The organism is Streptomyces sp. NBC_01335 (genome assembly GCF_035953295.1).
Taxonomy (GTDB): Bacteria; Actinomycetota; Actinomycetes; order Streptomycetales; family Streptomycetaceae; genus Streptomyces.
In genome coordinates this window covers 3,256,740-3,276,125 of record NZ_CP108370.1, presented here as the reverse complement: position 1 = coordinate 3,276,125, position 19,386 = coordinate 3,256,740, and the positions used below count along the sequence as shown (strand labels likewise).

Below are 19,386 nucleotides of genomic sequence, written 5' to 3'. Positions count from 1 at the left end.
TTGCAAGGAAGTTCGGGTGTTCGGGCTCCGGCAGCCGATCGTACGCACCGCGCGCGGGCCCGTCGGCCCGTGGCCCGATCCCTTCGACAGGTGGCCTCCAGGCCACTCGCCCGTACCCCCTCCCGCGCCGGATGCTCTGACACGTGACCCAGACAACCGAAAGCGCCGCCCGGGACGAGGACGAGGACCGGACCCCCGCCCCGGCCACCGGCCGTACGACGTCCTCCCGCCCGTCCCGCTCTCCGGCCCGCTTCCCGGCCGGTCTCCGTGTCCACCGGGCCTGGATCGTCGCCGCCGTCACCTTCGTGACGATCATCGGCGGCGCGGCCTTCGCCTCGCTGCCGGGCCTCCTCATCGACCCGCTGCACACGGAGTTCGGCTGGTCGCGCGGCGAGATCGGCCTCGCCGTCTCCGTCGACCTCGCGCTGTACGGGGTCACCGCCCCCTTCGCCGCCGCGCTGATGGACCGGTTCGGCATCCGGCGGGTGGTGGCCGCCGCGCTGACCGTGGTGGCGGCCGGAGCGCTGGGCTCCGTCTGGATGACGGCCTCCTGGCAACTGCTGCTCTACTGGGGCCTGCTGGTCGGCCTCGGCACGGGCTCCATGGCGATGTCCTTCTCCGCGACCGTCACCGACCGCTGGTTCGTCGCCCGGCGCGGCCTGGTCACCGGCGTCCTGACCGCCGCCGGAGCCTCCGGCCAGCTGGTCTTCCTGCCGCTCTGCGCCTGGATCGTCAAGGAGCACGGCTGGCGGCCCGCCTCGGTGACCGTCGCCCTCGCCGCGCTCGTCGTCGTCCCGCTCGTCTGGTTCCTGCTCCGCGACCACCCCGCCGACGTGGGCCTCGCCCCCTACGGCGGGGTGTACGCGGAGAAGCCCGCCCCCGCGCGGGGCGCCACGGCCAGGACCCTCCGGGTGCTCTTCGACGCGGCCCGCACCGGGTCGTTCTGGCTGCTGGCCGGGGCGTTCGCGATCTGCGGCGCCTCGACCAACGGTCTGATCCGCACCCACTTCGTGCCCTCCGCCCACGACCACCACATGCCGGTGACCGCCGCCGCCTCGCTGCTCGCCGTCATCGGGGTCTTCGACATCGTCGGCACGGTCTTCTCCGGCTGGCTCACCGACCGCTTCGACGCCCGTCGGCTGCTCGCCGTCTACTACGCGCTGCGCGGGGTCTCGCTCCTCTTCCTGCCCGTGCTGATGGCGCCCTCGGTGCACCCGCCGATGGTCTTCTTCATCGTCTTCTACGGCCTGGACTGGGTCGCCACCGTCCCGCCGACGATCGCCCTCTGCCGGGAGCAGTACGGCGACGACAGCGCGATCGTCTTCGGCTGGGTGCTGGCCTCGCACCAGATCGGGGCGGCCGTGGTCGCCTTCCTCGGCGGAGTGGCCCGGGACGCCTTCGGCTCGTACGACGTGGTCTGGTACGCAGCCGGGGCGCTGTGCGCGGTGGCCGCCCTGATGTCCCTCGTCGTCCGCCGCACGCCCCTGCCCGGGGGCGGGAAGGCGGTGGCGACGGCGGTCTGAGGGGTTCGACTCGCGCGCGCCAACTCCTGTGCGGGGCAAGGCGATCGGCGGGAGAATGCCCCCATGGCGGGGAGACGCGGAGTGAGCAGGACGACCTGGTGGGTGCTGGCCGGGGCCAGTGCGGCGGTGGCGGCGGGACTGCTGGTCTGGGTGACGGCGGCGCACCTGGAGCGGTCGAGCCAGATCGCGGGCGTGGTCGGTTCGGTGGTGGGCGTGGTCGCACTGGGGGTGGCGTTCCGGCAGCTCAGCGCCGGTACGCCCACCGCGCCCGCACCCGCCCCCGAGCCCGTACGGGCGGCCGGCGGCTCCAACGCGGCACGCGGCAGCATCCGGGCCGCCTCCGCGCACGACACCGCGCCCGGCCCCGCCTCCGGTGCCGGCTCCGCACCGGGTACGGACGCCCCGGGGATCACCGCGACCGGCGGTTCGAACGCGGCGGGCGGCGACATCGACGGCTCGACCGCCCGGCACGGCTCGTGAAGCGCAGGCCGCCGCCCGGCCCGGACACCCCGCAGCCGCCGCCCGTCTCCGCCCACGCGGGATCCAACGCGGCCGGGCGGGACATCCTCAACTCCGTCGCCCTGCACATCGAGAACGCCACCCTGCCACCGGTCGAGGCGTACGGCCCCATCCCCGACGACGCGGCGGACGGCGGGCTCGCGAACCTGCCGCACGGAGCCCTCTTCGTCGGCCGGTCCGCCGAACTCGACGCGCTGGACGCCGCTTTCGAAGCGCCCGGCGGTGTGGTGCTGCGGGCGGTCAGCGGCCTCGGCGGGGTCGGCAAGTCCGCCCTCGCCGCACACTGGGCCGCCCGGCGCCGCACGGCCCGGCTCCGCTGGTGGATCGGCGCCGACAGCCCCGCCGGGTTCGAGGCGGGGCTCGCCGGACTCGCCCGCGCCCTCCAGCCGGGGCTGACCGGACTCCCGCAGGAGCTGCAACGCGAACGCGCCCTCGCCTGGCTCGCCGCCCACGACGACTGGCTCCTCGTCCTCGACAACGTCAACCACCCGGACGACGTACGCCCGTTGCTCGACCGGCTCGGCGGGGGCGGCCGGGTCCTGGTCACCACCCGCCTCGCCACCGGCTGGCACCACCTGACCGCCACCACCGTCCGGCTCGGCGTCTTCGCCCCCGCCGAGTCCGTCGAGCTGTTCCGCCGGGTCCTCACCCAGGCCGGGCCCCGCGACACCGACGGGGCCGCCGAGGTGTGCGAGGAGCTCGGCCACCTGGCGCTCGCGGTCGAGCAGGCCGCCGCGTACTGCCACGAGAACGGCACCACCCCGCGCGCCTACCTCGCCATGCTGCGCTCCTGGCCCGCCGAGACGTACGCGACCGGTGCGGAGACCACCGACGCGGACCGCACGGTGGCCCGCGTCTGGCGCGTCACCCTGGACCGCCTCGCCGATACCCCGCTCGCCGGAGACGTGCTGCGCACCCTCGCCTGGTACGCCCCCGACCGCATCCCCCGCGTGCTGCTGGACGAGCTCGCCCCGCCTCCCGTACTCGCCAAGGCGATCGGCCGGCTGGTGGCCCACAGCATGGTCACCGCCGGAGCGGACGGCACCCTCTCCGTCCACCGCCTCGTGCAGGCCCTCGCCCGGACGCCCGACCCGGACGACCCGCACCGCGCGGCCGACGCCGTCACGGCCGCCCGTGAGCGGGCGACCGCGAGCCTGATCAGGGCCGTTCCCGACGAGGAGGGGCCGGGCACCTGGCCCCTGGAACGGGCGCTCCTCACCCAGGCCGAAGCGCTGACCGGGCACAGCGCGCCCGAGGACGACACGGAGGCGATGGCCCACCTGCTGGCCTGGATGGCGAACTTCCTGCTGGAACCGGGCACCCTGATCCAAGCCGGTGACCTCTTCCGCAGGGCGGCCCAGGCGCTGCTCGGCGCGGATGCAGCCGGGTCCGCGGGCCAGGACAACCCGGAGGTCTGGACGATCCGCAGCAACCTGGCGAGCATCCTCATGGAGCAGGGAGAGCCGGAGCGGGCGACCGAACTCTTCGAGGAGGTGCTCGCGAACAAACGCAGACTCCAGGGAGAGGACCACCCGGACGTCCTCGCCCTCCGGATCGTCCTGGCGTCGGCCGCCTACCGGAGAGGAGACCACGAAGGAGCGGTGGCGCTCTTCGAGCGCGCCCTCGCCGACGCGCTCCGGACCGGTGGCGCGGAGCACCCCCGCACCCTGGAAGTCCGTTCCCGCCTCGCGGACATGCACAAGCAGCGGGGAAACCCTCGGCAGGCGGTGGCGATGCACGAGGGAGTCCTCGCCGACCGGATCCGGATCCTGGGGGAGGACCATCTCGACACCCTCGCTTCGCGCGAGGCCCTCGCCGGCGCCCACGAGAGCAACGGCAACCCCGTCCTGGCCGTACCGCTGCACCGGCGGAACCTGGAGGGCCACCTGCGCTCCCTGGGGGAGCAGCACCCCGACACGCTCCGCTGCCGGGAGTACCTCGCGAAGGCGTACGAGCGGGTGGGCAACCTGGCACGGGCCCTGACCCTGCGCCGCCGTAACCTCGCCGACGCCGAGCGCCACCTCGGACGGGACCACGCGACGACCCTCTGGTTCCGGCACGAACTGGCCCACACCTACAAGCGGATGGAGCGACACGGCGAGTCCGTCGCCCTGTACGAGCACAACCTCGCCGAGCGCGTCCGGCGGGACGGCGAGAACCACCTCGACGTGGTGCGCGCCCGCCACTTCCTGGCGGGCGCCCTCGGTCAGGCCGGGGAGCACGCCCGGGCACTCCCGATCTACGAGAAGATTCTCGCCGACATGACGCTGCTTCTCGGCAAGGAGCACCGCGAGACGCTGGTGGCCCGGCACAGCGTCGCGCAGACCCTCCTGGTGTCGGGAAAACCCGGGGTGGCACTGCGCTTGCACGAGGGGATCGCCGCCGACCGTGCCCGCATCCTCGGCCCGGACCACCCGGAGACGCTGTCGTCCCGGACCGAGGTGGCGATGGCCCTCCTCCTGGTCTTCCGCCCGGCGGAAGGGATCGCCCTGCTGGAGCGGACCCTCGCCGACTGCGTACGGGCGCTCGGTCTGGACCACCCGCAGACCGTGGAGCTGCGGGAGGACCTGGCCCACGCCTTCGCGACGGTCAGCGAGGCGCTCGGGCGATCCGGTGCGCGATCTTCACCGCGTCCCGGGCCATCTCGCGGAACATTCCGCTGATGGGGTTGGAGAACCCGGTGAAGTACAGCCCCGGAGCCTCGCGCGGAGACCTGGCACCGTGCACCACCGGCCGCCCCCGCCCGTCCAGCACGCCGAGGTGCCCGACCAGCCCCTCCAGGGCGCGGCGGTAGCCGGTGGCCGCGATCACGGCGTCCGGCGTCAGCCGCGTCCCGTCCGTCAGCACCACGTCCGCGCCGTCGAACGAGGCGATGGCCGCCACCGGCCGCACCCGCCCCGCCCTCACCGCGTCGATCAGCCCCACGTCCTGCACCGGGATCGCCCCGTCCTTCACCCGCGAGTACAGCCCCGTGGTGGGGCGCGGCAGCCCCTGCGCCGCGAGGTCCGGCACCGCGGCCCTCGCCATCAGCGCGCCCGCCCGGTCCACCAGCCACACCGGCAGCCGCCGCACCAGGATGCCGGTCGCCTGCGCGGGCCACCCGGCCGTCGAACGCCGCACGATGTGCGGGACCGTACGCACCGCGATCCGCACCGTGGAGGCCCCGCCCTCCACCAGGTCCACCGCGATCTCCGCGCCGGTGTTCCCGATCCCCGCGACGAGCACGCTCCGGCCCTCGTACGGTGCCGGGTTGCGGTACCCCGCCGCGTGCACCAGCTCCCCGGCCCACGCCTCCCGTCCGGGCCAATCGGGCATGTACGGCGTGTGGTTGAAGCCCGTCGCCACGACCACCGCGCGCCCCGTCAGCACCCGCCCGCCGGTCGCGGAGAGCACCCACCCGGCCCCGCCCGGCGCCCGGTCGACGCGGGAGACCTCGACGCCCGTGATCACTTCCAGCTCGTGGAACGCGGCGTACTTCTCCAGATAGCGCACCACGTCGTCCCGGGACACCCACCGGCCGAACTTCCGGGGCATCGCCAGCCCCGGCAACGCCGACCAGCGCCGGGTGGTGTGGAGGTGGAGCCGGTCGTAGTGGCCCCGCCAGGAGGCGCCGACCCGCGGCGCCTTCTCCAGCACGACGACCCGCACCCCCTGCGTGCGCAGCGCCGCGGCCGCCGCCAGACCGCCCGGCCCGCCTCCGATCACGTAGACGGGACGGTCCTCCGTACGGTCGATGGAGGCCGGGATCGCGGCGGGGCGAGCGGAACTGCCGTCAGTGGGCGCGGTGTCGGACATGAGCGTCGAGCCTAATCGCGTGGCCCCGAAACGGGTCTCGGCGGAGACCGGAATCCGTTGCGAATCGATCACGGGGCGCGGGTGGTTGAGGCCCCGTCAGCCGTGACGCGGGGGCGGCTCAGAGCCTCGGTACGATCCACCCCGGCACGAAGCAGACCACGGCCAGCGCCACCACGCAGAGCAGGAAGACGCGCTTCGGCCGAGGGTTCTCCGGAATCAGGGCGGTGAACTCGGCGCGCGTCGGCTTCTGCGTGTCGTACACCACCCCCACCAGCGGACCGGCCGGCTCGACGGACACCCCGTGCCGCCACTTGGTGTACTCGTTGCCGCTCCGGTCCAGGTACGCGTACTGGATGGAGACCCGCCCGTCGTTCGGCACCGTCCTGGTCCGTTCCTCCGCCATCACCTGCTCGCCGCGCGCCCGCAACGGCCTCTTCCGCAGATAGGGGATGCCGGAGACGAGGAGGACGAGCAGGGATATGAGGAAGAGGAACTGCCAGAAAGCGATCACGAAGTGCCCCCTGTTCGATACGTTCGGATCAGCGTAACGGGGAGTGAGGCCGGCCGCCGAGGTCGGGGCGGGAGCCAGGGGCGGTGCGCCGTCCGGCGTCGGGTGAGCGCCCGGCGACCCGTGGATCCCCTCCTCCGCCTCCTCCGACACCCACTGCGCCCGCACCAGCCCGCGCTCGATGCCGTGCGCGCCACGCGCGCGGTTCACAGGCCCGGCGCGCCCCACACCGGGAACCACCGGGCCAGCTCCTTCTCCACCCGCAGGTCGTCCCCGAGCGCGGCGCGGACCTGGAGCTCCAGGCCGTTGTCCCGCTTCTCCGCGCCGCCGGGGGCCGGGGCGAACGGGTAGAAGGTGCCGCGCTTGTACAGGTACACCAGCGCCAGTGAGCGGCCCTCCGGGTCGCGGAAGCCGATCAGCGAGCAGAGCAGGTGCGGGCCGAAGCCGCCGTCCTGGAGCAGGGTGTTCACCGCGTGCAGGTCGTTGACCAGGGCGGCGGTGTCCTCCGGCGGCTGCTGGGCGAGCAGCCACGTGTAGCCGTACGCGTCCTGGCTGAACTCCACCGGCACCCCGCCCCGGTCCGTGGCCGCGTCGACGTCCAGCAGCTCCCGTACGTCCTGCTGGAGCCGCGCGAAGTTCGCGCCCTCCACCCCTGCGAAGCAGACCGAGCCCAGGCCGGACGGCGTGAAGCCGGTGGCGGCCTGGAGGGTCAGGGCGGCGGACGGTACGGCGAAGAGCTGATCCAGATCCGGGCGGACCGGCTTGCTCCGGCCGAGGATCGCGTCGAACAGACCCACGGAGGTTCCTCCAGGACGTGCGGGGCAGGGCGCTTCAGGGGCGGGACAGGTCGGCGGAGATGCGGGCCAGCTGGTCGAGGCGCTGCTCCAGCGTCGGGTGCGAGGAGATCAGCCGGCTGAAGCTCTCCTTCGAGGAGAAGGCGGGGACGAAGTAGAACGCGTTGTACGGTTCAGCCTTCCGCAGGTCCTCCGTGGGTATGCGCGCCATCTGCCCGCTGACCTTCGTCAGTGCGGAGGCGAGCGCCGAGGGGCGGCCGGTGAGCAGGGCGGCGGTGCGGTCGGCGGAGAGCTCGCGGTAGCGGGAGAGCAGCCGGGTGAGCAGGAAGCTGAGGGCGTAGACGACGGCGCTGATCAGCGGGATCAGCATGATGATGATGCCCGCCGGGTCGTTTCCCCGGCTGTTGCGGGCGAAGCCGCCCCACAGGGCCACCCGGGTGATGATCCCCGCCAGCACGCCCAGGAACGACGCGATGGTCATCACCGCCACGTCGCGGTGGGCGACGTGCGACATCTCGTGCGCGAGGACGCCCTCCAGCTCCTCGGGCTCCAGCCTTCGCAGCAGCCCGGTGGTCGCGCAGACCAGCGCCGACTTCTCGTTGCGGCCGGTGGCGAACGCGTTCGGCACATCACTCTGCGCGATGGCCACGCGGGGTTTCCGCATGTCCGCCAGCGCGCAGATCCGGTCGATCGCCCCGTGCAGCTCCGGCGCCTCCTCGGGGGTGACCTCGCGGGCTCCCATCCCGAACGCGGCGATCCTGTCGCTGAACCAGAACTGCACGACGAACAGCCCGCCGGTGATGATCAGGATCACCGCCCACGAGCCGGGCAGCACGGCCAGCAGCACCCCGACGAGGACCACGTACAGCAGACCGATGAAGAACATGGTCGACACCATGCGCGTGGTCAGTCCCCGGTCGGGGGCGTAACGGGATCGGGCTCTGGCCATCGGTTCCTCCCATGCCGCACATGCCGCACATGCCTGCTATGACTCCATGGTGCTCCTGTCCGGCGGAAAGCGGACCGGACGGCCTTTCGGGCGGCTTTCGTCGCCCCGGCGGCTTTCCGGGGGCGGAGGCGGGAGTTCCTGTTCGCTGGATAGCGTGATCACCGACATACGGAGAATTCCGGCGCACCGGGAAAAGCGCACCGGAAAACGCACCGGGAGACGCACCGGGAGAAGCGCCGGAATGCGGACCGGAGAGAGAGGCTGCGATGCCGAAGCCCGAGATCGAACCCCCCGTGGGCGACCCGCCCACCGAACTGCGGATCAGGGACCTCGTCGTCGGGGAGGGGAAGGAAGCGAAGCGCGGCCAGGTGGTGTGGGTCCACTTCGTCGGGGTCACCTTCGCGACGGGCAAGGAGTTCGACTCCTCCTGGGAGCGGGACGAGCCGTTCAAGTTCGCCGTGGGCGGCGGCCGGGCCATCAAGGGCTGGGACCGGGGCGTCGTGGGGATGAAGGTCGGCGGGCGGCGCGAGCTGGTCATCCCTCCGCGCCTCGCCTACGGCAAGCGGTCGCCCTCCTCGCTGATCCCGCCGGGCTCGACGCTCGTCTTCGTCGTGGACCTGGTCGAGGTGTCCTGACCCGGGTGCCGGCGCCGCGGCGCTCCGTACGTGTCGCGGGCGCCCGGCCGTCCGTAGCCGGACCCCGGCCCTCCGTACACGAAACCTGGCCCTCCGTACACGAACCCCGTCTCCCGCACTTGAACACGTTCAAGAAACCTGGGACGCTGTTCGCAACCGACGGAGGGGGCCGATCGTGGTGAGCACTCTGCTGACACCGCGCGGAACGGACCGACGAGCCGTGGCCGGCGGGCCCGGAGCGGGCGGAGGGGCGGGGCCGACACGGATTCTCGACCACGAGCACCCGCGCGTCCGGGCCGCCGCGCGGAGCATCGGCACCGTGGACCGTGAGGGGGACGGGCCCGAGGCGAGGGTGGCGGCCCTCCGCCGCGCGCACCGGTGGATCTCCGAGGAGGTGCGCCCCGTCTACTCGGTGGAGGAGGCGCGGCCGGTGTCCCGGGTCCTGCGCCTCGGCCGGGGTTCGTGCAGCCAGCGGATGGCCGTACTGGAAGCGGTCGCGAGGGCCTGGGGCACTCCCACCCGGGTGCGCGGACTGGTGGTGGACGGCACGTTCTGGTACCCGCGCTTTCCCCGGCTGCGTCGCGTCGTCCCCGACCAAGTGATCCTGGCGTGGCCGGAGTTCCGTATCGACGGGCTGCAGGGCGGTGCCGCCGCACGCTGGCTGACCGTGTCCGAACTCTTCGCCGGTGCCATCGCTCCGCCGGGCCCGCGTGGCGGAGGTTTCACGAACGAGGGCCCCGAGACGCTCTTCGAGGCCCTGTCCCGGACGGCGGTCGACTGGGACGGCCCCTCGGTCTGCCCCGCGTCCGACGCCTCGTGCGACCTCTCGGCGTACCTGCTCGCGGACCTCGGGCACGTCGACTCCCGGGACGAACTCTTCGCCCGGCACGGGCAGACCCTGTGCGGCGCGGCGAGGCTCCTGGCCGAACCCGTCCTGGGGCGGCGGGCGGCGGGAGTCTGACCCCGTGCACGCCGGCCGGCCGCGACGCGGGCCCGGCACGCGGTGGTGCCCCTCTCCGCGGAGAGGGGCACCACCGACCGGAGTCTTCCGGGCTCAGCCGACCAGCAGCGAGGCCTTCAGCTCCTTGATCTCCTTCGAGGAGAGGCCGAGGCCCTTCTTCTCGTAGTTCTCGAACGAGCCGAACCTGGCCTTGACCTCGTCGAAGCCGGAGTTCAGGTACTCGGCGCGGACGTCCAGCATCGGCTTGTACGCGGCGGCCATGCCGGCGGGCATCGCGGCCAGCGCGGCGGCGTTCGCCTCGGCCCGGTAGGTGTTGCTGGCCAGGTAGTCCTGCATGACCGTGGCCTTCGGCACGCCGAGCGCGGTCAGCAGGGCGGCGTTCGCCCACCCCGTGCGGTCCTTGCCGGCCGAGCAGTGGAAGAGCACCGCGTGCTGGTCGTCGTCGGCCAGACCCGCGAAGACCTGCTGGTAGGCCGCCTTGCCGGTGGCCGAACTGACCATCGTCTTCTCGCCGTCCACCATGTACTGGGCGGACTTCTCGGCCGAGGACAGGTCGATCGCCGAGGTGACGTCGCCACCGATGACGTCGGCGACCACGTACGTCGCGCCGGCCGGCACGGTGTCCGGGGCCGAGGTGCGCTCACCCGCGGTGCGCAGGTCGAAGTCGACCTTGATGCCGAGGCGGTTCAGCTTGGCGACATCGGCGGTGGTGAGGGTGTTCAGGGCGCCCGAGCGGTAGACCTCGCCCATCTTGACCCACTGGCCCGTGCTGGTGCGGTAGCCGCCCGCGTCGCGGAAGTTGACCGCGCCCTGGAGCGCGATCTCGCGGTCCGCGAGGTGGAGCGAGCCACCCTTCGACGGGACGAAGTCGAACCACTGGCGGTCGGCGGCCGGCAGGTGCTTGACGGTGACCGTGGCGCGGCTGCCGCCCTGGGCGACGACCTTGCCGTTCGCCTTGACGACCACGCCGCGGACCCCGGGGGCGGTCCAGCTCAGGGTGTACGAACCGTTGTCGTTCGCCGTGACGGTCGCGGCGGTGAACGGTATCCGCTGGTCGTGCTGCTGCTCGCGCTCGTGCGAGGCGGACGGCTTGCCCCGGTGGGCGGAGGCGTGGTGGGGGGCGGCCGAAGCGGCCGAGGCGCCGGCCCCGACGAGCAGGGCGGCGGCGGCGACGGCCGCGGAGACCTTGGCGCGGTTCATGGTGTTCATGGGGGTGAGCCTGCTTTTGCCGGACGAGCAAGGGGGAAACCCTGGATGAATTGCCGACAAAGCTGAGCTGCACCTCTGGCCCCGTGTGCTGCGGAGGCGGAGGGCTTCGGGGGCGGTCGCCCCCGGCGGCTCACGGCCAGAGCAGCTCCCGCACCCACCCCGCTCCCCGGCGGCGGTAGCGGAGCCGTACGTGCCGGCGGCGGGCGTCGCCCTGGAAGAACTCGACCTCCTGCGCCTGGACGACGTACCGTCGCCAGCTCGCCACCTCCGCCCCGGGTTCGTCCTGCGCCCGCCGCCACGCGGCGTCGGAGGCGCGGGCCAGCTCCCCGAGGTCGTCCAGGACCTCGCTCTGCCGGCCGACCAGGCCCGAGGCGAGCGCGCCGGTGGAGCGGGCGTGCAGATCGGCCCGGCTCTCCTCGGCGGACCCGAGGGCGACAGGGCCGCGCACCCGTACCGACCGGCCCTGCACCGGCCAGTAGAAGGTGAGCGCCGCGTGCGGGTGGGCGGCGAGCTGGTGGCCCTTGGCGCTGGTGGCGTGCGTCGCGAAGCGCCAGCCGCGCTCGTCCGCGTCGTGCAGCATCAGCGTCCGCACGTCCGGGTGGCCGTACGCGTCGACGGTGGCCAGCGCCATGGTGTGCGGCTCGGGCTGCCCGGCGGCCACGGCCTCGGCGAACCAGGCGTGGAAGAGGGGGACGGGCGCGTCGGGCGCGGTCGCCGGATCGAACCCGGGCAGCTCGGTGTCCCACACGCGCTGGGCGTGCAGCAGGCGGAGGAAGGCCGTGTGTGCGTCGGTACGGGACGCGTCGTCGTCGCTCATGGCGCCATTGCAGCAGGCCGCGGCGGGGGAGGGGGGTGCGGGACGCCGGAGGCGGCATGTCCCGGGTACACCGACGGCGGGCCACATCGCGCGTGTGGCCCGCCGTCGGTGAGACAGGATGCCGGGCGTCCGGGGTTGGCCGTGCGCCGCCCGGTGAAGGGGGTGGATCCGTCGCGGGCGCCTACTTCGTGGGCTTCTTGCCGGTGACACCGAGGTGCACCAACAGGGCGAGGTTCGGGCGGAGTTCGCCGACCTTGACACCGGTGCCCGTGGTCAGGGCCTTCTGGTGAGAGGCGACGGCGGCCAGCATGGCGACGAGCGATCCCGCCACCGCGGCGGGGTTGACGTCCTTGTCCACCTTGCCCTTGCCCTGGAGCTCCTTCACCGCGTCCGTCAGGGAGTTGGTGAACGAGCTCAGGATCTTCACGCGGATCTTGTTGAACCGCTTGTCGCCCTCGGCCGAACCGAGGTCGATCACGCGGAGAATCGCGTCGTTGCGCCGCCAGAAGTCGAGGAACCCGTCGACGAGTTCCTCGGCCGCCTGCCAGCCGGCCTTACCGACCCACGAGCGTCCCGAGGCCAGTTCGTTCAGCCCGGTGCCCTCCTTGGCCAGTTCGTCGGCGACTTCGAGGACAGCGCCTTCCACGTCCGGGAAGTACTGATAGAAAGTCGCGGGTGAAGTCCCCGCCTTCCGTGCGACGTCGATGACTTTGACGTCCCGGTACGGCGAGGAGCTGAGCATCTCGCTGAGGCAATCGAGCAGCTTCTGCCGCGTCGCCTGACCGCGTCGACCGGCCACGCGGCCGTCGACGGTGCGTACTTGTCCTGTCATGCCGTCAGCTTACCGACGGGTGAACGGAGCGCGATTCGGCCGAGTGCAAATGGGGAATTACCCAGCGCGCAGAGGGCGACGGGTGGTATTTCGGCCATCTTTTTCACGTGATCCGAAGAGGTCGGTGGATACTTCCGCTGCCTTTGCGACGTGCGTGTTCACCCACGCGGTTCCGGGGACGGGTGGATGCGCGAGTAAGTGTTATCAACAGCCTGTGGACAACTTCGGTGGACAACTTTCCCCCTCCGGTACGGCGCATCCGCCGCGTGCGCACAGCGTCCGACGAGTCCGTCGCCCCCGCCCGCCCCCGTACTCCCGCCCGCGCTCCCGCCCCCGTACTCCCGCCCGCGCTCCCGTCCCCTCTCGCGGTCCCCTCTCGCGGGGGAGCGCGGGCGCCGTTACGTTGGCCGGGACAGGTGTCACGCACAGGTGACGCGCGCGGCCGCGCGGCAGGACCGCGCGCTCCCGGCGAGGGAAGGACCCGGCCCATGGCGGCATTCGCGCACTCCGTGCCCTGCTGGGTGGAGGTGCACCTCTCCGACCTCGAAGCGGGCAAGCGCTTCTACGGCGGGCTCTTCGGCTGGACCTTCCGCGCCGGGGACGGCATGCCCTTCGCCGACGCCTACAGCGACGGCCGGCTCGTCGCCGCGCTCGCCGCCAAGACGGACGGCCGGATGCCCACCACCTGGGGCGTCCACTTCGCCACCGACGACATCCGGGCCACCGTCTCCGCGATCCGCGCGGAGGGCGGCCAGATCATCACCGACCCGGTCCGCGCGGGCCGCGCCGGGATCCTGGCGCAGGCCGTCGACCCGGACGGCGCCGCCTTCTGGCTGTGGCAGGCGGACGAGCGGCCGGGCTTCGAGAAGCAGAACGAACCCGGTTCGTACTGCTGGACCGAGCTCTACACCCGCCGCCCCGACCGGGTGGACCCCTTCTACGCCGCCGTCTTCGGCTTCCGGAGCACCGACCTGGACGCCGCCGCCGGCAAAGACCCCGGGACGGCCGAGAGCGGCGTCGACTTCCGCATGTGGTCCCCGCCCGGCGCCACCCCCGGCCCCGACACCGCGGTCGGCGGCCGGAGCGTCATCACGGACGCCTTCCCCGAGATGATGCCCAGCCACTTCCTGACGTACTTCGCCGTCGCCGACTGCGACCGCACCGCCGAACGGGTGACAGAGCTGGGCGGCCGCGTCACCGCCGTACCGTTCGACATCCCGTACGGGCGGATGGCGGCGTTCCAGGACGACCAGAGCGCCGCGTTCGCCGTGCTCCAGCCGGCGGAGCTGATGCTGCCGTAGACCGGAGGGGCGGGCGGCGGCCTGCGGGCGAGGTGCCGGTCGCACGCACCCGGTGATCCGGCGACTTCGCGCCATGGTGGCCGCAACACCCTTTCCCCGTACGGCGGTACGCCCACCATGGTGCGATGGGAAACCTCGCCCGCAGGGCCCTCCTCGTCCTTGTCGGATGCGCCGTGCTGCTGACCGGCTGCACCGCCGACTCCGCGTCGGAACGGAAGGACAGTGCCGGGACACGCGGGCCCGTCGCGACCACCACCGTCGCGCCCGACGCCGCCGCGCGGCTGGCGGAGCGGTACCGCAGCGCGGGAGGGGTCCCGGACGTGTACGGCATCGGGCGCAGCGCCGACGGAGACGGGGTACCGCTGCTGACCGTGTGGACGCACGACCCGGACGAGGACGACCGGCCGTTCCAGGAGCTCAAGAAGTCGGTCACCCGCTACCTGGCGGAGCACGAGGGACTTTCGCTGGAGAAGGGCTATCTGATGGACGTCTTCGGGCCGGACGGTTCGCTGCAGCACCGCCTCGACGCCCGCGTCTGACACCGCGCCGCCGCCCGCCCCGGCGGCCCCGCACCGATCCCCGTACCGGCGGACCCGCGCCCACGGCCCCGTACCGCCCCCGTGATAGGACGGGCCCGTGTCCGGGACTCAGATTGACGTGGTGATAGCCGACGACCAGGAGCTGGTCCGGGCAGGGTTCCGCCTGATCCTGGAGGCGCAGCCCGGCATCGAGGTGGTCGGGGAGGCGGCCGACGGCGTCGAGTGCGTGGAGCTGGCCCGCAGGCTGCGGCCGAGGGTGGTGCTGGCCGACATCCGGATGCCGCGCCTGGACGGTCTTGAGGTGACCCGGCTGCTGGCCGGGCCCGGTGTCGCCGACCCGATGAACGTCGTGGTGATCACCACCTTCGACCAGGACGACTACGTGCGCGGCGCGCTGCGCAACGGCGCCTGCGGGTTCCTGCTGAAGGACGCCACCCCGGCCCTCCTGGTGGAGGCCGTGCACGCGGCGGCCCGGGGCGACGCCCTGGTGTCCCCGGCGGTGACGGTACGGCTGCTGCGGCGGCTGGAGCTCGCGGAACAGGGCGCGGTGCCGACGGAGCCCCCGGCACCCGACGGGGGCCCGGAGCCGCACGGGCTGCTCAGCACCCGGGAGCGGGACATCGTGCGGCTGGTCGCGGTGGGCCGTACCAACCAGGAGATCTGCGACGAGCTGTTCCTGTCGCTGTCGACGGTCAAGACCTACCTGGGCCGCATCCAGGCCAAGCTGGACGCCCGCAACCGGGTCGAGGTCGCCGCATGGGCCTGGGAGCACGGAGTGGTCCGGCCGCGCGGATGAGCGTGACCACGACCCGTGCGTACGCGCCGCCCCTCAGACCGCCCACGGGGAGCCGCCGCACACGGCGCCGGCCGTGGGCGCGGGGGGCGGGGACTGGAGCGGGAAGCGTGCGCGTACCTCCCACCCCCCGTCGCGCAGCGGGCCGGTCCGCAGGGTTCCGTCCAGGGCCTCCACGCGTTCGCGCAGCCCGATGAGGCCGAAGCCGCTCTGGCCGCCGAAGCCGTTGTGGTTCGCGGACGGTGAGGCGCCGTTGGTGACCGTGACCCAGAGCCACGCCCGGTCCGCGTCGAGGCGTACGGCGGCCTGGGCGCCGGGGGCGTGGCGGCGGACGTTGGTGAGGGCCTCCTGCGCGACCCGGTACGCGGAGATCTCCACCTCCGGCGTGAGATGCGCGGTGCGCGCCGCGGCGGTCGCCTCCAGCCGGGCGGCGGCGGCCGGGGCACCGGCCGTGGCGGGAGCGGAGTGGGCGGCCGTCAGCGCGGAGAGCTCGCTGAGCAGGTCGCCCGGCCGCTGCGGGACGTGGTTGTCCTCGCGCAGCACCCGTACCAGCCGGCGCATCGATTCGAGGGTCTCCGTACCGGCCTGGGCTATGTTCCGCAGGATCGGCTCGACCTTCTCCGGGGAGGTGGAGTGGATGGCCGTCGCCGCGTGCGCCTGGACGATGATGCCGGTCATGTGGTGGGCGATCAGATCGTGCAGATCGCGGGCGAGCGCCAGCCGTTCGGCCTGCCGGACGTCGGCGATGTTCCGACGGCGACGGGCCTCCAGGGCGCGGATGGCGCAGCCGAGGGTGATGGTGATGGCGAGCGCCACCGTCAGGACGTAACCACCGGGGACGATCACCGACCACCGGCCCATCCGTACGGGCAGTGCCAGCACCGCGAAGCTCAGGGCCGCCGCCGACGCGGCCGCCTTCCGCGCGCTCGCGGTCTGCGCGAGGGTACGGATCACCAGCGCGAGCAGCCCCGCGCACTCCAGCACGCCGACGGACGACCCCTTCGGCGGCGCGGTCAGGCAGACGCCCGTCAGCGCCAGCGACATTCCGACGACGCACCAGACGCGGGGCAGCAGCGGCGGTGCGAAACGCCTGGCGGCGACGGGGAACCGGGCGAGCCGGGGCTCGGCGACGGCGAGCATCGTGAGCGGTCCGGTGACCAGGACGGACAGCCAGTTGGTGGCGAGGGAGAACGCGTCCGGCGCGGAACTCAGCAGCGCGAGGTCCGCCACCCAGGTCAGGGCGAACGCGAGGAGGCCGAACACGGCGATGAGCCGATTGACGGCCGGAGTAAACGGAAGATGCCAGTCCACGCGCACCAGCGTAAGGAGCCGTCCGGCGGGCGGTGTCGGCCGAATGACCGACAGACCGGACACCGAACGGTACCTGCGGCCGACACGTCCGGACCCCCGCACGCGACACCATGGTGATCACCGGCGGTCGTGCCCTCCCCCCGCGTACGGCCGGCGGCGGTCGTACCGTCGCACGCGGCGACGGTGCCGGGGGTACCGCCGCCCGTGGGGACGGGGGCCGGTACCGCGTGGTTCCCGGCGCCGGTACGCGGCCCGGGAACCACGGCCCGCTCAACCTCACGGCGCTCCTCAACCTCACGGCTCCTCAATGTCGAGGCCGGCCCGACCTTCCGACCATCCCGACGTTCGGGCCGTCCTGAACCTCCAGGCCGTTCGGACCGTTCAGTCCCTGGCATTTTCCGTGTGCACGCACCACGCGCACGCACGCACCACTTACGGAGTCCTCCACTCTCATGGCTACCTTCCTGCACAGGATCGGCCGCTTCGCCTTCCGGCGGCGCTGGCTGGTCGTCCTCCTGTGGGCCGTCGTCCTCGGTGCCGTCGGTGCCGTCGCCGCCGGCACCACGAACACGGGGTCCTCCGGACTGTCGCTGCCCGGGACGGAGTCGCAGCGCGCCTTCGACCTCCTCGCCGAGAAGTTCCCGGCCGCCAACGCCGAGGGCGCGAGCGCCCGGGTCGTGGTGCGCGCCCCGGAAGGGCAGCGGGTCGACGCCGCCGACAACCGGGCCGCCATGGAGAAGGTCCTGACGGAGCTGAAGGGCTCCTCCTCCCGCATCGCGCAGGTCAGCGACCCGTTCGCCGCCAAGACGGTCAGCGCCGACGGCGCCACCGCCTACGCGCAGGTCACCTACACCGTCGGGGCCGCCGACCTGACCGACGCCGACCACACCGGCATCGACAAGGCGTTGGACGCCGGCCGTGACGAGGGGCTGACGGTGGAGGCGTCCGGTGACGCGCTCGCCGAACCCGAGCAGGGGATGACCGCCGAGGCGATCGGGTTCCTGCTCGCCGCCCTCGTCCTCGTCATCACCTTCGGGTCGCTGGTCGCCGCGGGCTTCCCGCTGCTCACCGCCCTGGTGGGGGTGGGCGTGAGCACCTCCGTGATCACCGCGGTCAGCGCCACCTTCGAGCTCGACAGCAGCACCTCCTCGCTGGCCTCGATGCTCGGCATCGCCGTCGGCATCGACTACGCGCTCTTCATCGTGTCCCGCTACCGCGCCGAACGCGCCGACGGCTACGACGCGCGGGAGGCCGCCGCCCGCGCCAACGGCACGGCGGGTTCCGCCGTCGTCTTCGCGGGCGTGACCGTGATCATCGCCCTCGCCGGTCTCGCCGTCGTCAACCTGCCGCTTCTCACCGCCATGGGCCTCGCCGCCGCCGGTGCCGTCGTCATCGCCGTGCTGGTCGCGATCACCCTGGTCCCCGCCCTGCTGAGCTTCGGCAGCGAGCGGGTTCTCGGCCGGGCGCGCAAGCGCGGTGCCGCCCCCGCCCCGGCCCAGGGTGCCAAGGTCACCGTCGGCCGTCGCTGGATAGCCCTGGTGATGCGCCGGCCCGCCGCCGTCCTGGTCCTCGCGGTCGTCGCCCTCGGCACCCTCGCGCTGCCCGCCACCGACCTCAAGCTCGGGCTCCCGGACGACGGTTCCAAGGCCCCCTCGTCCACCCAGCGCAAGGCGTACGACCTGCTCTCCGAGTCGTTCGGCCCCGGCTTCAACGGGCCCCTGATCGTCACCGTCGACGACCGCACCCCGTCCACCGCGTCCGACGCCGCCGCCTCCCTCGGCAAGGACATCGCCGCGCTGCCGGACGTGAAGGGCGTGTCGCCCGCCGCCTTCAACAAGGCCGGCGACACCGCGATCATCACCGTCGTCCCCGGCAGCGGACCGACCACCGACGCCACCAAGGACCTCGTCGCGAGCATCCGCTCGCTGGCCGGGAAGTCCCAGGCCCAGAACGGCGCCCGCGCCATGGTCACCGGCACCACCGCGCTCAACATCGACGTCTCGGACAAGTTCAGCGCCGCCATCGCGCCCTACCTCGTCCTCGTCGTCGGACTGGCCTTCCTCGTCCTGATCCTGGTGTTCCGCTCGATCCTGGTGCCGGTCAAGGCGGCGCTCGGCTTCCTGCTCTCCGTGCTGGCCTCGCTCGGCTCGCTCGTCGCGGTCTTCCAGTGGGGCTGGCTGAAGGACCTCGTCGGCCTGGAGCAGACCGGTCCGATCATGAGCCTGATGCCGATCCTGCTGGTCGGCATCGTCTTCGGACTCGCCATGGACTACCAGGTGTTCCTGGTGACCCGGATGCGCGAGGCGTACGTGCACGGCGCCGACCCCCGTACCGCGATCGAGACCGGCTTCCACCACAGCGCGAAGGTCGTCACGGCCGCGGCCCTCATCATGATCTCGGTGTTCGCCGGCTTCATCGGCTCGCACGAGGCCATCATCAAGGCCCTGGGCTTCGCCCTCGCGGTCGCCGTCGCCCTGGACGCCTTCGTCGTCCGCATGACGATCGTGCCCGCCGTCCTCACCCTCCTCGGCAAGCACGCCTGGACGCTGCCGCGTTGGATCGACCGCATCCTGCCCGAGGTCGACATCGAGGGCGAGAAGCTGGCCCGCCGCGACCCGGCCGCCGGACAGGACCCGGCCCCCGACGCCGTACCGCAGTTCAGCGGCCGGTACTGACGGGCCGGTGGGCCGGTACTGACCGTTCGGTGGGCCGGTACTGACGGGAAGTCGCGGGAGTGCCGGTCCGCGTTCCGCGTGGACAGGGGGCGTGCACAGCGGGTCTGTGCGCGCCCCCGCTCGCGTTCCGGACGCGCCGGACCCGTACAACACCGGCCCGCTCCGGCGCACTTCATTCCTGGCCCGCGCGCCGCGCACTCCCGCCCCTCGCCCGTACGGCGGTTG

The 19,386-nt window shown here is 73.0% G+C and carries 17 protein-coding genes; 9 read left to right on the top strand and 8 right to left on the bottom strand.

What is annotated here, in order from left to right; translation table 11 throughout:
* Positions 1–143: 143 nt before the first annotated feature.
* From OG599_RS14030 to fxsT, 3 genes are all read left to right on the top strand, one after another.
* A complete protein-coding gene (locus OG599_RS14030) occupies positions 144–1,523 on the top strand; it encodes an MFS transporter (RefSeq protein ID WP_327176306.1) in 1,380 nt (459 codons plus the stop codon).
* 81 nt (positions 1,524–1,604) lie between these two features.
* The gene (locus OG599_RS14025) at positions 1,605–2,003 is read left to right on the top strand and encodes a hypothetical protein (protein ID WP_327176305.1); all 399 of its coding nucleotides are present in this window, start codon (positions 1,605–1,607) and stop codon (positions 2,001–2,003) included.
* The gene (fxsT, locus tag OG599_RS14020) at positions 2,000–4,705 is read left to right on the top strand and encodes an FxSxx-COOH system tetratricopeptide repeat protein (protein WP_327176304.1); all 2,706 of its coding nucleotides are present in this window, start codon (positions 2,000–2,002) and stop codon (positions 4,703–4,705) included. The genes OG599_RS14025 and fxsT overlap by 4 nt, the downstream gene beginning before the upstream one ends.
* On the opposite strand, the gene OG599_RS14015 is transcribed toward fxsT, so the two are convergent.
* The 4 genes from OG599_RS14015 to htpX form a co-directional block, all read right to left on the bottom strand.
* The gene (locus tag OG599_RS14015) at positions 4,632–5,837 is read right to left on the bottom strand and encodes a flavin-containing monooxygenase (protein ID WP_327176303.1); all 1,206 of its coding nucleotides are present in this window, start codon (positions 5,835–5,837) and stop codon (positions 4,632–4,634) included. The genes fxsT and OG599_RS14015 overlap by 74 nt on opposite strands.
* Before the next feature lie 118 nt (positions 5,838–5,955).
* Positions 5,956–6,348: a hypothetical protein gene (locus OG599_RS14010; protein ID WP_327176302.1), complete on the bottom strand. Its 393-nt coding sequence runs from the start codon at positions 6,346–6,348 to the stop codon at positions 5,956–5,958.
* 203 nt (positions 6,349–6,551) lie between these two features.
* The gene (gene pspAB / locus OG599_RS14005) at positions 6,552–7,142 is read right to left on the bottom strand and encodes a PspA-associated protein PspAB (protein ID WP_327176301.1); all 591 of its coding nucleotides are present in this window, start codon (positions 7,140–7,142) and stop codon (positions 6,552–6,554) included.
* Between the two features lie 34 nt (positions 7,143–7,176).
* Positions 7,177–8,088 (bottom strand): zinc metalloprotease HtpX, encoded by a 912-nt coding sequence (gene htpX / locus OG599_RS14000; protein ID WP_327176300.1) that lies wholly within the window; start codon positions 8,086–8,088, stop codon positions 7,177–7,179.
* A 266-nt stretch (positions 8,089–8,354) separates the two neighbouring features.
* On the opposite strand from htpX, the gene OG599_RS13995 reads away from it, so the two are divergent.
* Complete coding sequence (locus OG599_RS13995; RefSeq protein ID WP_327176299.1) at positions 8,355–8,723, top strand: FKBP-type peptidyl-prolyl cis-trans isomerase; 369 nt, start codon at positions 8,355–8,357, stop codon at positions 8,721–8,723.
* A 175-nt stretch (positions 8,724–8,898) separates the two neighbouring features.
* Entirely contained in the window at positions 8,899–9,684 is a 786-nt protein-coding gene (locus OG599_RS13990) for a transglutaminase domain-containing protein (protein WP_442809427.1), read from the top strand.
* A gap of 93 nt (positions 9,685–9,777) precedes the next feature.
* On the opposite strand, the gene OG599_RS13985 is transcribed toward OG599_RS13990, so the two are convergent.
* From OG599_RS13985 to OG599_RS13975, 3 genes are all read right to left on the bottom strand, one after another.
* Positions 9,778–10,893 carry a tyrosine-protein phosphatase gene (locus OG599_RS13985; protein WP_327176298.1) on the bottom strand — a complete coding sequence of 372 codons (1,116 nt, stop codon included), beginning with the start codon at positions 10,891–10,893 and terminating at the stop codon, positions 9,778–9,780.
* 130 nt (positions 10,894–11,023) lie between these two features.
* Positions 11,024–11,710 carry a pyridoxine/pyridoxamine 5'-phosphate oxidase gene (locus tag OG599_RS13980; protein ID WP_327176297.1) on the bottom strand — a complete coding sequence of 229 codons (687 nt, stop codon included), beginning with the start codon at positions 11,708–11,710 and terminating at the stop codon, positions 11,024–11,026.
* A gap of 181 nt (positions 11,711–11,891) precedes the next feature.
* Positions 11,892–12,542, bottom strand: coding sequence for a TetR family transcriptional regulator (locus tag OG599_RS13975; protein WP_327176296.1), 651 nt, complete (start codon positions 12,540–12,542; stop codon positions 11,892–11,894).
* 488 nt (positions 12,543–13,030) lie between these two features.
* On the opposite strand from OG599_RS13975, the gene OG599_RS13970 reads away from it, so the two are divergent.
* From OG599_RS13970 to OG599_RS13960, 3 genes are all read left to right on the top strand, one after another.
* A complete protein-coding gene (locus OG599_RS13970; protein WP_327176295.1) occupies positions 13,031–13,843 on the top strand; it encodes a VOC family protein in 813 nt (270 codons plus the stop codon).
* A 125-nt stretch (positions 13,844–13,968) separates the two neighbouring features.
* On the top strand, positions 13,969–14,382 hold the full coding sequence (locus OG599_RS13965) for a hypothetical protein (RefSeq protein WP_327176294.1): 414 nt from the start codon (positions 13,969–13,971) through the stop codon (positions 14,380–14,382).
* A 97-nt stretch (positions 14,383–14,479) separates the two neighbouring features.
* Complete coding sequence (locus OG599_RS13960) at positions 14,480–15,178, top strand: response regulator transcription factor (RefSeq protein ID WP_327176293.1); 699 nt, start codon at positions 14,480–14,482, stop codon at positions 15,176–15,178.
* A gap of 33 nt (positions 15,179–15,211) precedes the next feature.
* On the opposite strand, the gene OG599_RS13955 is transcribed toward OG599_RS13960, so the two are convergent.
* Positions 15,212–16,486, bottom strand: coding sequence for a sensor histidine kinase (locus OG599_RS13955; protein WP_327176292.1), 1,275 nt, complete (start codon positions 16,484–16,486; stop codon positions 15,212–15,214).
* A 452-nt stretch (positions 16,487–16,938) separates the two neighbouring features.
* On the opposite strand from OG599_RS13955, the gene OG599_RS13950 reads away from it, so the two are divergent.
* Positions 16,939–19,161 carry an MMPL family transporter gene (locus OG599_RS13950; RefSeq protein ID WP_327176291.1) on the top strand — a complete coding sequence of 741 codons (2,223 nt, stop codon included), beginning with the start codon at positions 16,939–16,941 and terminating at the stop codon, positions 19,159–19,161.
* The last annotated feature ends 225 nt before the right edge of the window (positions 19,162–19,386 follow it).

Bases quoted from the DNA above. Each gene is read 5' to 3' on its own strand.
- htpX (WP_327176300.1), bottom strand. From the start codon at position 8,088: ATGGCCAGAGCCCGATCCCGTTACGCCCCCGACCGGGGACTGACCACG.
- OG599_RS13965 (WP_327176294.1), top strand. From the start codon at position 13,969: ATGGGAAACCTCGCCCGCAGGGCCCTCCTCGTCCTTGTCGGATGCGCC.
- OG599_RS13995 (WP_327176299.1), top strand. From the start codon at position 8,355: ATGCCGAAGCCCGAGATCGAACCCCCCGTGGGCGACCCGCCCACCGAA.
- OG599_RS14015 (WP_327176303.1), bottom strand. From the start codon at position 5,837: ATGTCCGACACCGCGCCCACTGACGGCAGTTCCGCTCGCCCCGCCGCG.
- OG599_RS13970 (WP_327176295.1), top strand. From the start codon at position 13,031: ATGGCGGCATTCGCGCACTCCGTGCCCTGCTGGGTGGAGGTGCACCTC.
- OG599_RS13975 (WP_327176296.1), bottom strand. From the start codon at position 12,542: ATGACAGGACAAGTACGCACCGTCGACGGCCGCGTGGCCGGTCGACGC.
- OG599_RS13980 (WP_327176297.1), bottom strand. From the start codon at position 11,710: ATGAGCGACGACGACGCGTCCCGTACCGACGCACACACGGCCTTCCTC.
- OG599_RS13950 (WP_327176291.1), top strand. From the start codon at position 16,939: ATGGCTACCTTCCTGCACAGGATCGGCCGCTTCGCCTTCCGGCGGCGC.
- OG599_RS13985 (WP_327176298.1), bottom strand. From the start codon at position 10,893: ATGAACACCATGAACCGCGCCAAGGTCTCCGCGGCCGTCGCCGCCGCC.